Annotated in this window: 12 protein-coding genes and 1 riboswitch; of the genes, 9 read left to right on the forward strand and 3 right to left on the reverse strand. The window is 52.5% G+C overall.

The window, feature by feature from the left end; genetic code table 11:
* Nucleotides 1-57: 57 nt before the first annotated feature.
* The 3 genes from GYN08_RS19610 to GYN08_RS19620 are packed head-to-tail and all read right to left on the reverse strand — an operon-like array spanning nucleotide 58 to nucleotide 2,568.
* Complete coding sequence (locus tag GYN08_RS19610) at nucleotides 58-963, reverse strand: hypothetical protein (protein WP_166277947.1); 906 nt, start codon at nucleotides 961-963, stop codon at nucleotides 58-60.
* Nucleotides 953-1,666, reverse strand: a complete 714-nt coding sequence (locus tag GYN08_RS19615) for a potassium channel family protein (protein WP_166277950.1) — start codon at nucleotides 1,664-1,666, stop codon at nucleotides 953-955. Before GYN08_RS19615 ends, GYN08_RS19610 begins: the two co-directional genes overlap by 11 nt.
* A complete protein-coding gene (locus GYN08_RS19620; protein WP_166277953.1) occupies nucleotides 1,663-2,568 on the reverse strand; it encodes a LysR family transcriptional regulator in 906 nt (301 codons plus the stop codon). The genes GYN08_RS19615 and GYN08_RS19620 overlap by 4 nt, the downstream gene beginning before the upstream one ends.
* A 102-nt stretch (nucleotides 2,569-2,670) precedes the next feature.
* On the opposite strand from GYN08_RS19620, the gene GYN08_RS19625 reads away from it, so the two are divergent.
* From GYN08_RS19625 to GYN08_RS19665, 9 genes are all read left to right on the forward strand, one after another.
* Nucleotides 2,671-3,633, forward strand: coding sequence for an NmrA family NAD(P)-binding protein (locus GYN08_RS19625; RefSeq protein WP_235946399.1), 963 nt, complete (start codon nucleotides 2,671-2,673; stop codon nucleotides 3,631-3,633).
* A gap of 360 nt (nucleotides 3,634-3,993) precedes the next feature.
* Nucleotides 3,994-6,027: a sensor histidine kinase gene (locus GYN08_RS19630; protein ID WP_166277956.1), complete on the forward strand. Its 2,034-nt coding sequence runs from the start codon at nucleotides 3,994-3,996 to the stop codon at nucleotides 6,025-6,027.
* A complete protein-coding gene (locus GYN08_RS19635; protein WP_166277959.1) occupies nucleotides 6,008-6,610 on the forward strand; it encodes a response regulator in 603 nt (200 codons plus the stop codon). Before GYN08_RS19630 ends, GYN08_RS19635 begins: the two co-directional genes overlap by 20 nt.
* A 100-nt stretch (nucleotides 6,611-6,710) precedes the next feature.
* A complete protein-coding gene (locus GYN08_RS19640) occupies nucleotides 6,711-7,433 on the forward strand; it encodes an ATP-binding cassette domain-containing protein (protein WP_166277962.1) in 723 nt (240 codons plus the stop codon).
* Nucleotides 7,434-8,204 carry an ABC transporter permease gene (locus GYN08_RS19645; protein ID WP_166277965.1) on the forward strand — a complete coding sequence of 257 codons (771 nt, stop codon included), beginning with the start codon at nucleotides 7,434-7,436 and terminating at the stop codon, nucleotides 8,202-8,204.
* A 31-nt stretch (nucleotides 8,205-8,235) separates the two neighbouring features.
* Nucleotides 8,236-8,409, forward strand: coding sequence for a hypothetical protein (locus tag GYN08_RS19650; RefSeq protein WP_166277968.1), 174 nt, complete (start codon nucleotides 8,236-8,238; stop codon nucleotides 8,407-8,409).
* A 139-nt stretch (nucleotides 8,410-8,548) separates the two neighbouring features.
* Entirely contained in the window at nucleotides 8,549-9,151 is a 603-nt protein-coding gene (locus GYN08_RS19655; RefSeq protein ID WP_166277971.1) for a DUF1349 domain-containing protein, read from the forward strand.
* Between the two features lie 73 nt (nucleotides 9,152-9,224).
* Nucleotides 9,225-9,596 (forward strand): MmcQ/YjbR family DNA-binding protein, encoded by a 372-nt coding sequence (locus GYN08_RS19660; RefSeq protein WP_166277974.1) that lies wholly within the window; start codon nucleotides 9,225-9,227, stop codon nucleotides 9,594-9,596.
* Nucleotides 9,597-9,865: 269 nt separating this feature from the next.
* A riboswitch (purine riboswitch) is annotated at nucleotides 9,866-9,966 on the forward strand.
* Nucleotides 9,967-10,104: 138 nt separating this feature from the next.
* Nucleotides 10,105-11,496, forward strand: a complete 1,392-nt coding sequence (locus tag GYN08_RS19665; RefSeq protein WP_166277977.1) for an NCS2 family permease — start codon at nucleotides 10,105-10,107, stop codon at nucleotides 11,494-11,496.
* Nucleotides 11,497-11,824 lie beyond the last annotated feature (328 nt).

Consider the following 11,824-nt stretch of genomic DNA (forward strand, 5'->3'; position numbering starts at 1 on the left):
TTTTGTCGTTGTCCGATCGTAAGTTCCAAGCCTTTTTATTCAAGGGATGGACATTAATCATTTATCCATAATTTCATTAGAGAATCGGATTTGCATGTCTTTGATTTCCTGATAAAACTCGAAGTGAGTTAACGAAAGTTTTTCGCAGATTTTTTTGACCATCCACCTGCCTCTTTCTTCAATCCTTATATTCACTTTATTAAGATATTCATCGAATTGTTTAGCAGTTTGAGGCTTCATTTTTTGATGATGCCCTCCTATGTTCGAAAAATGGTCTTCCCAAAATTCATCTGCCGTCCATTCTTGATCATTGTTCACGTAAGGCTGCATGTCGTACAAGTCCACGAATTTTTCCCAAGCTTCCAAAGGTCGAAGAAAATCGGAAAATGATTGCAAAGTAATATCCCAATAATCTTGAGAAAAAAGATAGCGACCGGTATTCATCCAATGAGGTAAGATTGTGAAATTTCCGATACAGTGTGTTAAAGCGGCGAATTTTTCGAGCTCGGTTATATGCCGTTGGATGATTTCGAATTTTTTGAAATTATCGTCGGCAATCAGTTTGTCATATTGATCTGTAAAGTATTTTTTCTCAGAAATTCCTATACTTCTGTATACGATATCTTTGTTTTTGGATTCGAAAATACCGTGATGAAACGTCGTGATAAAAGAATTCATGGTTTCTCCGCGAATAACCTTATAATCATCCAACCCCCATAGAGAACGATAAACAGGATAAGCTTCTTTATCGCAGTCCGCTTTACTACGAGTATTTCCGGTAGAGTTAGAGATCCCGATTTCCGTAAGTTGATTGCTTTTATATTCCAACAAGAGAGCAATGCGGGATCGGTCTTTAGGAATCGGACTTTCGATATAACTTTGTTTGAAATCCCATTCCCAAGGCTTGACTTCGAATGCCGTACAATTCTTAAACCATTCTTCTATCCAAGCTTTACTGTCCATTCGATTGGCTTCCTTTCCTTTTCAAATAAAGCTGAATCAGCTCGACATCATCTTCCGTCAACCTGTCTACTTGCTCGATTGTATTCAAGATTTCCAGCACCTGTTTATCGTGGGTATTCGCTTCTTTTCTGCTGAAAAAGCTGGTGATCGCCGAAGTTAACGTACCGATGATTCCGATCCCCACCATCATCAGCACGACAGCCAGTATTCGGCCGACAGGCGTCTCGGGAGACAGATCTCCGTAACCGACGGTTGTCGTCGTCACGACGGCCCACCACAGAGCATCGGTAAAGCTGTGAATGGAGGGCTCGAGAAAGACAATAGGGATAGGAATAATGAACAGAAGAATGAGAGCCACGATCAATACTTTATCCAAGCCGTTTGTTTTGAGCAGCTTGTAGACGGGCGGCATATACCGGGAACCGATGCCGATTAACCGAAGGATGCGAAGCAATCTCACGACGCGCGCGGCTCTGAAAACGGCATCCAACGGGATGATCGCGATCAGTTCGAGCGGATGCTTTTTTACATACGTCCATTTGTTTTCCGAACGCACCAATCTCACCGTGTAATCGATGAAAAAGATAAGCCAAATCCCCCAATTCAGCGCCGTAAGGTCCTGCATGTCCGAAAAGGACAAAAACAAAGAGACCAATACAAGAACGAACATCAAACATTCGAAGACAAGCACGCTTTTTTTCATCGGAGTTCCTCCTGCAGTTCCTCCACGACCTGCCGGAACACCCGGATAAAGCGCAGAACGTCCGGAGCGGACTGGTCGGCCAGATATCCGATTCCGTAGTTTACTTCCAGATCGGTCGCAAAAGGAATCAAGCGGAGTTCGGCATCCCGGTCGCTGGTTACGAAATTGGGCAGCACCGAGATACCCATTTCCGATTTGATCATCGTATGAATGATGCTGATGCTGTCTCCATATAGGAAAGAAGCGATGTCGGGCTGTTCCAATAAGCGATCCTGCAGCATTTTTAACGAATGGGGGGACTGGGACTTATTGAACAAAATCAAGGTCTGTCCGGCGAGATCCGCAGATCCGATTTCCTTTTTTCGCGCGAACGGATGATCATGGGGCACTACGCATACATAACTCCCGTCCAATATTTTGGCGTACCGGAAGTTCGACTGCCTGCTAATGTCTTCGTTGGAGGTCAGCACCAGATTGAACTTTTGCGTGAGCAGATCGTGGGTTTCCTGGTTTAACACAAAATTGCGCAGGAGGACCTGGGTATGGGGAGCGGTCTCGTGAAATCTCCGAATGATCCGCGGGAGATAGATCTCTTCGAATTTCGTTCCCGTAAAACCGATGGACAACAGATGCTGATCCTGCTGATTCTGCTTGCGAGTCCGTTCGATTGTCAGGTTCGTTTTCAATAATACGTCCTTCATGTCGTCATAGAAAATCGTGCCGGCCCGGGTCAGCGTTACTCCTCGGGTATTGCGGTGGAAAAGGACGGCTTCGAGCTCGATCTCCAGCTGTTTGATGATTTTGGTCACGGCGGGCTGCGTCAGGTCCATCTTCTTGGCAGTCTCCGAAAAGTTCAGCGTTTCCGCAAGATGAATGAAGCAGGAGATTTGATTGAAGTTCACGGTCCTTACCTATTCCTTTCGGTTATCGACGATAACATAGTTTCATTTCCCGGCCCTAAATCTTTGTGATAAATTGAACGTACTAACCGGAAAGAAGGGATTATGATGCATTATATCGTGTGCGGAACAGACGGACAATTGGCCGGGCGGGTCGCGGAAAACATGCTCAAAGAAGTCGACGGCAAAGACCTGACCTTTACCTGCTACAAGTTGGACCGCCTTCCGCAGGACAAATTGGCTCGCTGGCGGGCGGCCGGCGTGAGCGTCCATGAAGCCAATTACGACGACGTCGACTCGATGGAAAAAGCGTTCGCCGGCGGAGACCGGATCTATATCGTCTCGGGGCTGGAAGTCGGCAAACGGGTGCAGCAGCATAAAAACGCGATCGACGCGGCGGTCAAAGCGGGCGTGCAGCATATTACGTACAGCTCTTTCGTCGGCGCCACCGATCCGGCTTACGCCGAAGTCTATGTGACGCCGGACCATACGGCCACCGAGAACTATCTGAAAACGCTCGGCGTGACCTACAATGCGCTGCGCAACAATCTGTATCTGGAAAACTATTTGACGATGTACGTCATGCTCGCGCTGATGTCGGACAACAAATGGCTGAGCACGGCGGGCGAAGGCAGAGCGACGCTCGTGCATAAAGACGATGCCGCGCTTGCCGCCACTTACTCGCTGCTGGGCCGCGGCGCGGACAACACGGCTTATAACATCGTGGGTTCGCAGGCCATTTCCGTACGCGAACTGTGCGAATTGGTCAAGGAAGTATCCGGCCTTCCGCTGGAATACGTGCCCGTCGAGGAAGAAGAATATTACCGCTACCTGGAAAACCTGCATATCCCGCGCGAGATCACGGGCGATTTCTCGCAGGCTCCGGTACCGTTCTGCGGAGCCGACCTGGTGACGAACGACACGGCGATCAAGGAAGGGCTGTTCGACATCAAATCAAGCGATATCGAATTCCTGACCGGACAGCAGCCGAAAACGGCGCGCGATATCGTGGAACGCTACCGTTATATCTGGGAAGAGAAGATCACGCACTGGCGGCAGATGAAATAATTCCCGCAATATGTCGGCAATAGAATGAAAAAAAGGAAAAGGACTCGCGGCTGCCGAATAGTTTTCGGCGGCCGTCGGAGTCCTTTTTTTGCTTGGGCGCATTTCTGAAATCGGTCGCATCCTCCTCGCGCTCGCGCGATTTTTCGTGAAATCTTCGCGCGAATCCGGCTTCGTTCCCCTATCCGTTTGTATGTTCGGAAGTTTTCGGTAAAATAAAATATGGAAAAGAAACGAAACGGAGGGGATGTCCGGCATGCTTGAGGTACATATATTCCGAAAAAGGCCGTTCAGAGTCACGAGGCACGCTCGGAGAGCCAATGCCTACAAGGAGAAGGCCGATTTGGTTCGGTTCCGCGCGGCATGATCGCAGGCAAACGCGCGGGGTTCATTCCGATCAACTTGCTGCTCATGTCGGTCCTCATGTTGTATTTCTATCCGACGAAAAACAGCCTGCCGATTTTTTTTGCCGATATGGGCTTCGCGGCCATGCTTACGCTGCTCGGGACGTTTATTTATCTCTGCACCGTCAAGACGACGGCCAGCACGTTGTTTTTGCTGCTGATGTATCAGTCCGCTTGGATCATCGTTTTGCTCAACGCGCCTTCCTATCTATATGCCGGAATCGCGATGGTGCTTATGAGCCTGGCGCCGAACATGCTGTTCGCGTTTTTCGTCCATTTCACAGAACTTCCCCGCAAGCAGCTGTACGAGCGGTGGAACTTCTGGATGCTTAATGCCGCAGCCGCGACGATGATCGCCCTGCTGACTTTTCAGACGCTGCTCAAGTACGTCTTTTTCTTCCACGTCATATTCGGGATCGCCGCATGCATTCGCATCTCGATGCATTACCGAACCCGGCAGCGAAAGACGCTCAATCGGGAACGCCTGCTGATGAACGCGGCCGTCGGAGTCTCTTTCGGACCGTTTTTGTTAAGCTACCTGACGTTCAGAAATGTCTTTCCCCCGGAGGTTCGCTACTTCTCCATTTATATGATGATCGCGCTGCCGATTGCCGTCGGTTATATCCTCATCAAACGCAGCAGCCTTCAGACGCGGTACAATTACGGCTTTATTTTGAAGCTCACGGCGATTGCTCTGGGAGGGACGGTCGTATTCGTGAGCGCGGCCTATTACGGCCTCGGCCTGTCGCTGGCGGACATCCTGCTGCTGCTGCTGATCGCCAGCCTGACCGTCTACGCGTACCTGTCGGCGCAAAAAGCGCTGTCGAAGCGGGAGCTGCAAAAATTAAGCCGGGCCAAAGAAAATCTGGAAAAGGAACGGCTCGACATCCTGCAAAAAGTGACTTACGACCGATATTTGAACACGCTGAGCGGCTTGATCAAACAGCTGATCGACAGAACGATCTCGCTGGACGGCACGTTGATCATCTGGAAAGAGGAAGAACATCGCTACATTTTGGAGCAGAGCGGCGTGTTCGCGGACTTTTCGCTGAAGCGGCTGGATGAAGTGCGGCTGCACGAGCGTACGGACAGCGTGAAGATCGACGGAGCAGCGCATCTCGTTTTTCCGCTCCTGTACAAAAATAATCTGAACGGCTGGATGATCGTCGGACATAAGTCCGCCGGCGAGAAGTTCACGGGGAGCGAAGTCGAGACGTTGGGACTGCTTGCCGACACGGTCTGCGAACTGTTCAAGACGACCGAAATTTTGCAGGAGAACCGGCGGCGTTACGCTTATCTTCCCATGCTGCGTTATGAAGATTACAAGCAGGTCCATGTCGCCCGCGGCGCGGAGAAGATCCGTAAGGAAATGTCGCTGTATCTGCACGACGAGGTGCTGCAGTCCATTCTGGCCGTTCGCCATATGTGCGAAGCCGGCGGCGGCGTCGACCCGGAGATTCGGGAGTTGATCATCGGCACGTTGGATGAGCTGAACGTATCGATTCGCGACAAGATGTTCGACGTCTATCCGACGACGCTTCAGGATCTGGGACTCTATCCGAGCCTGGGAATCTTGTGCCGCAAGCTGCGGGAAGAAGCGGTCGGGCAGCCGGGCCTTGAAGTCCGTTTGAACGCGGAGACGATGCTGGAAGTGCCGGAGGAATTGGAATATACGGTGTTCCGTACGGTCAAGGAGCTGCTTCAGAACGCGATCAAACATGCCGAGGCCAATGAAATCGTCGTATCGCTGGACATATCGGCGGAAGGCGTGCTGCTGGGCGACGTGATCGACGACGGCCGAGGGTTCGACATGGAGAAGCAGCTTCGCGCTCCCGAGGAAGGCCGGCATATCGGTCTGTTATCCGTGAAGCAAGAGATGAACGCGCTTGGCGGAGAACTGACGGTGCGGAAGAGGACGGACTCTGGCATGCATCTTCATTTCGAAATTCCGCTGGAAAGGACGGGAGAGGAACGTGCATATTATTCTGGTTGACGATCATAAGCTGTTTGCCAAAAGCCTGGAAATTTCGCTCAAAGGCCGCGTCGGCCGCTTCGAGGTGCTGACTTCTCCGGAAGGGTTGAAGGAGCGGCTCGGGCAGGAACGCCCCGATGTGCTGATGCTCGACATTCATATGGGCGCGCATAACGGGCTTGAGGTCGCGCAGCGCCTGCTGGAAGACCATCCCGATCAGAAGATCGTGTTTCTGTCGGGCTACGATCTGCTCGAATACCATAATCGCGCGATCCAGATCGGAGCCAAAGGCTTCATCAACAAAAACATTTCCATCCATGATCTGATCGATCAGGTGGAGAGAGTTCACCGGGGCGGAATGATCTTCCCGCGCAGCGCGTCCGATTCCGAGGTGTTTCCTCTGACCGCGAGGGAAAAAGAAGTGCTGCAGCTGATGGCCGAAGGCTTGAGGCAGCAGGACGTGGCGGATCGGTTGAACATCAGCCGAAGAACGGTCAACAATCATATTCAGGCGATCAACGAGAAATTTCAAGTGAATTCGACCGTATCGGCGATCGTCAAAGGAATCGAGCTGGGAATCGTCAGTTTGAATTTCCGCACCTGAATATTTTTGCGATCTCTGTTCGACATTGCACAAATTACTCGTTTCCGTTTTCGTCCGCCGAACTAAACTAGGTTCAACGACGAATAAGGAGGCGAGCGAAATGGAACTGAACGTCACGAAGCTGAGTAAACGTTACGGCGGCAGGAAGGTGCTGCAGGACGTATGCCTTTCCTTCAGAAGCGGCCGGACGTATCTGATTCTGGGCAAGAACGGCGCCGGCAAAAGCACGTTCATCAACATTCTGGCGGGCAACGTCAACAGCGACGAAGGTGCGGTCGAACTGTTGGAGAACGGCGAAACGCGCGATCTGCAGTCGAACGCGATCTTCCAGTATCAAAGTTTCGCCAGCTTCCGCTTCTTGAAAGTCAAAGAAGTGCTGTCTTTCTTCGCCATGACGACGGCGCGCGCGAAAGAAGATCCCGAGCTGTACGAACTGCTTTCGCTGGATCGGATCAAGAACCGACTGATCGAGAATCTGTCGGGCGGGGAACGCAAAGCGGTCTCGCTCTACCTGACCTTTCTGCTCAACAAAAAGGTCGTAGTGCTGGACGAGCCGTTCGCGGAACTGGACATCGAGAAGAAGTTTTTGCTGGAAAGGCATCTGAAGGAAAAAATCACGTCGCAGAACCTGCTCGCGATCATCGTCAGCCACGAGATTTCCGGCTATCAGGAACTGTTTACCGACCTGGTCGTGCTGGACGAAGGTCGGGTCGTCGAAGCCGGCGAAACGCGGGACCTGCTGGAGAAATACAAAAATTCCCCGTTCCGCGGCCTGGAAGGCGTATTCTACAGCCTGACCGGAAAATACATCGAGGTGAGCTGAATGGTGATGCATATCGCGAGATTCTATCTGCTGGAGCAGTGGCGCAACAAATGGACCGTCATCGGCAATATCATGGCGCCCATGATCTTCCTGGCGTTCGCTCTGGTGCTGCGGAGCACGATCGAAGACAAAGCGACGGCCGATCTGATCATCAAGTCGCAGTTTCTGCCCTTTTCGCTCTTGATTCTGATCTTCAGCCTGGCGCTGTCGCTGAACGTCCTGCTGCTGTCGGAGAAGAAAGAAGACGGGACGTTCCTGCTGCTCAAGCGAACCGATTTGAAGATGAACAGCTACCTGATAGGGACGGCGGCGGGGATTTTCATCATCTTCAACTTTTTTCTGGTCTTTTTCCTGGCCTGCTACGAGCTGATGCTCGGTATCGGCGCGGGGGCTCTGATATCGATCGCGCTGTTTGCCAACGTCACGCTGCTCTGCCTCTACCCGGCGAGCTACGTCCTGGCTTCGTTTTTCAAAAAAAGCAAAAAGGTCGTCGCGTTCCTGACCCCGATCACGCTGCTGTTGATGTTCAGCATCACGATGCCGTCCATGCTCGCCATGACGCAGGGGCAGAACCCGCAGATGTATTACAAATTCCTGTTCTGGAATCCCATGATGATCATGAACGATATCGCGCTGTTCGAGCTGAACATGATCGAAGGCACCTGGCTGCCGACGTACCAGTACTTGTTGATTCTGATCGGCTTGTGCGCCGCGCTGTGGTTCGCCGCTTTGAAGACGTTCAAGATCGCCGACCGCGGCGAGCGCATCTGACTTACAACTTACCGATAAAGGAGCGAGATCCATGCAATGCCAAGAATGCAGCGGAACCGAATTCAATGAAGCGATCCAGTATATGAAAGTCAAAGAGGCGAGCAAGGGGAAAATGGCCTTGAAAGGTTCGGAAGTCCTTCTGACCTTCTGCGCAAACTGCGGTACGGTAGCGAAGCTCAAATTGACGAACCCCGACTTCAAATAAACGCCGTTTCAGGCGTTAAGAGAGCGGCCTTTCCCGGGAAAGGGAAGGGCCGTTCGGTCGTTTGCGAAGCGGAAATCGGATATACTTGGATTGTTCGTTACGTTCAAACCATTCCCGTTTTTGGAAAGGAGAGGGCAAGATGCAGTACATACCGCAGGGGATCGATAAGCTTCGAATCATGACGCAGCCGGAAAAGCTGGAGACGACGGAGGAGGGACTCAAGCTGCATACCCGTCCGGACACGGATTTTTGGCTGAAAACGCATTACGGCTTCGAGCGTTATAACGGGCATGTGCTGTACGACGAGATCGTCGGAGACTTCACGGCCGTGACCGAGCTGAGCATGGACCCGCGCTGCACGTTCGACCAGTCCGGCCTGTTCGTGGAGGTCGACCGCGATAACTGGCTGAAAACGTCGGTCGAATACATTCCGGACGGACCTTCGCATCTGGGAGCGGTCGTGACCCGGGACGGATATTCCGATTGGTCGACGCGGAACGCGGACGCGGGCGTGTTCGAAGGCAAGCTTCGGTTTAAAATCACGCGCGAAGGAAACGACTTCTTCGTGCACGCGAGCCCGGCCGGCGGAGAGTGGGAGCAGCTGCGGATCGCGCATCTGCGCTGCCCGGAAGGCGCGGCGCTCAAAGTCGGGTTGTATTCGGCCAGTCCCGGCACGGAAGGCGGATTCGAAACGGTCTTCCGCAGCTTCGAGATCGAACAAGGCGGGCATTCGGGCGAATAATCCTGCAGTACAGCGACCATGACGCGCCGAGCCGCAGAGACGGATAGGCGCGCGAGGAAGGGAACGAACAGACATGCTGACGGACGAATGGATTCGCGAGACCTGCCTGGCGCTGCCGGGGGCGGAAGAATTTTTCAAAGAAGAGTGGGGGAGCACCCTATATCGGGTCGGAGGCAAATACTTCGGCATGCGGGGGCGCGATAACGAAGGCCGGGAGATCCTGACGCTCAAATGCGATCCGGCATTGGCCGAGGAGTACCGCGAACGTTACGAACAGATCGTGCCCGGTTACTACTCGAACAAGTCGCATTGGAACAGCTTCCTGTTGGAAAAAGGCGGTCTGGAAAAGGAATTCGCCGCCGGAATGATTCGCCATTCGTATGAGCTGGTGCGCCGCGGGCTGCCGAAAAAAGTTCGCGACGAACTGGCGCTTTTGGAAGAATAGTCTTAAAAGCGAACGTTTTCAAATGAGGTAGGAGAAGCATATTAGACGTCCTGCCGCGCTTTTTACGGGCATGCCTGACATTCGGGTGAGTAGAAGCGCGGGCAGAGCGTTTTTTTTATTCAGAAATTTCGGATAATTAACGAACATTAGATTAAAACCCTCTCTTTATCATTCGTTTTTTCTGTTGACAAGCTTTAAGGGCTGCCCTAGAATGTAACCTGTGAAGCCGACCTGCCGGAACGAATGATTTGGCGGCGGCGGATAAGGTAATCGACAATAAAAACCGCATTCGTATAATTTCGGGAATCGGCCCGAAAGTCTCTACGTGATCACCTCAAATGATCGCTCTACGAAACGGGAGAAGGCGGCCTATAGGCCGGGACCTTACATCGTCCGGCGCGCGGCGCCGCCTTTTCCCAGTTTTAAAGAGCGTCGGGGCGAGCCATTCGTACCCGCGCTCTTTTGTCGTTCCCCCATTTTTACATTCCCGAGGAGGAAAGTCAGTATCATGGAAAAGTTCTTTAAACTCAAAGAACACGGCACCACGGTCAGAACGGAAATCATCGCCGGTCTGACAACCTTCATCACGATGGCCTACATCCTTATCGTGAACATTTCGTTCCTGGGGCCGGCCGGAGCAGGCATCCCGGCTTCGGGCGTATTCTTCGCGACGGCGGTAGGCGCAGGCATCGTGACCATCCTGATGGGGCTGGTCGCCAATATTCCGGTCGCCTTGGCACCGGGTATGGGACTCAACGCATACTTCATGACCGTCGTGCTCGGATCGAACGGCATGATCACCTGGCAGGCGGCGCTCGGTGCAGTCTTTATCTCCGGCATTATTTTTATCATCTTGACGGTGACCAAGGTGCGCCAAATGCTTATTGTGGCCGTACCTTCATCGATCAAAGCGGCGATCACGGTCGGTATCGGCCTGTTCGTGACCATTATCGGCATGAAGCTCGGCAACATCGTTTCCGTCTCGGCGACGGTTACCGGGGTGACGGACGTGGCGCAGCTGCAGGCTCCGGTAACGGTCATCGGTTCGAACTTCCAATTGGCACTGGGCGATTTCATGCACCAGAAAGATACGCTGCTGGCGCTGATCGGGATCTTCATCATCGGCGTTCTGATGGTTATGCGGGTTCGCGGCGCGCTGCTGATCGGCATCGTGCTGATCACGCTGATCGGTATCCCGATGGGCGTAACGAATCTGAGCGGTCTGTCAGGAGGCGGATGGATTCCTTCGTTCAACGATTTGGCTGTCGGCCAATTGGACATCATGGGCGCGCTGCAGCTCGGCCTGTTCGAGATCGTATTCGTCTTCACCTTCGTTGAGCTGTTCGATACGTTCGGCACGCTGGTCGGTACGGCGGAACGCGCAGGCCTCATGAAGAACAAAGAAGAAGGCGAGAAGAAGCTGGGCAAAGCGATGTTGGTCGACGCGGTCGGTGTCAGCACCGGCGCGGTACTCGGCACAAGCACGATCACTTCTTATGTGGAAAGCACGGCGGGCATCGCGGAAGGCGGTCGTACCGGCCTGACCTCGGTAACGACGGGCGTACTGTTCCTGCTGGCGATGTTCATCTCCCCGTTGGCTCTGGTCGTGCCTTCGGCGGCAACGGCTCCCGCGCTGATCATGGTCGGCGTTCTGATGATCTCCCAGGTTCGCAGCATCGAATGGGACGACATGATGCATGCAATTCCGGCATTCCTGACGATCATCTTCATGCCGTTCACCAACGGCATCGCCAACGGCATCTCGATCGGCATTCTGTCTTACGTGGTATTGGGCGGACTGAGCAGCTTGTTCACCAGCCGTAAAGTGAAAATTCACTGGCTGATGTGGGTGCTGGCGATTCTGGTTCTTGCGCGTTACATTTTCTTGGGCGGCGAGTAATTCTGCCGAAACGAGATCAAGACCGGACATGCATGAAGCTTACGTATAAAAAGATAGAGATATAATAGAGAGAAACAATCAAAAGGGACAACGTGCGGAATAAGCGAAAACCGGAGAACGTCGAACAGACGACTCCGGTTTTTCGCATTTATATATAGAAGAAAAGGGGGGAAGCGATAAAGCGGGTTAATCGACTATATAAATTTTTTGGATAAAGGGGTTGCGCCGCTCTTAATCACATGCTATAGTCTAGGAACGGCCTTGAGAGAGCGCCGGTGCGGTTCGAGTGAGTGAGCAGGTCCAAAAGAGATCGAAATAGACGCTTCGA

The sequence above is a fragment of the Saccharibacillus alkalitolerans genome, assembly GCF_011090185.1.
GTDB classification, from domain to species: domain Bacteria; phylum Bacillota; class Bacilli; order Paenibacillales; family Paenibacillaceae; genus Saccharibacillus; species Saccharibacillus alkalitolerans.

What these genes read in the sequence shown, in the direction of transcription:
- GYN08_RS19610 (WP_166277947.1), bottom strand. Translation starts at nt 963, where the DNA reads ATGGACAGTAAAGCTTGGATAGAAGAATGGTTTAAGAATTGTACGGCA.
- GYN08_RS19615 (WP_166277950.1), bottom strand. Translation starts at nt 1,666, where the DNA reads ATGAAAAAAAGCGTGCTTGTCTTCGAATGTTTGATGTTCGTTCTTGTA.
- GYN08_RS19625 (WP_235946399.1), top strand. Translation starts at nt 2,671, where the DNA reads ATGATGCATTATATCGTGTGCGGAACAGACGGACAATTGGCCGGGCGG.
- GYN08_RS19630 (WP_166277956.1), top strand. Translation starts at nt 3,994, where the DNA reads ATGATCGCAGGCAAACGCGCGGGGTTCATTCCGATCAACTTGCTGCTC.
- GYN08_RS19640 (WP_166277962.1), top strand. Translation starts at nt 6,711, where the DNA reads ATGGAACTGAACGTCACGAAGCTGAGTAAACGTTACGGCGGCAGGAAG.
- GYN08_RS19645 (WP_166277965.1), top strand. Translation starts at nt 7,434, where the DNA reads ATGGTGATGCATATCGCGAGATTCTATCTGCTGGAGCAGTGGCGCAAC.
- GYN08_RS19650 (WP_166277968.1), top strand. Translation starts at nt 8,236, where the DNA reads ATGCAATGCCAAGAATGCAGCGGAACCGAATTCAATGAAGCGATCCAG.
- GYN08_RS19655 (WP_166277971.1), top strand. Translation starts at nt 8,549, where the DNA reads ATGCAGTACATACCGCAGGGGATCGATAAGCTTCGAATCATGACGCAG.
- GYN08_RS19660 (WP_166277974.1), top strand. Translation starts at nt 9,225, where the DNA reads ATGCTGACGGACGAATGGATTCGCGAGACCTGCCTGGCGCTGCCGGGG.
- GYN08_RS19665 (WP_166277977.1), top strand. Translation starts at nt 10,105, where the DNA reads ATGGAAAAGTTCTTTAAACTCAAAGAACACGGCACCACGGTCAGAACG.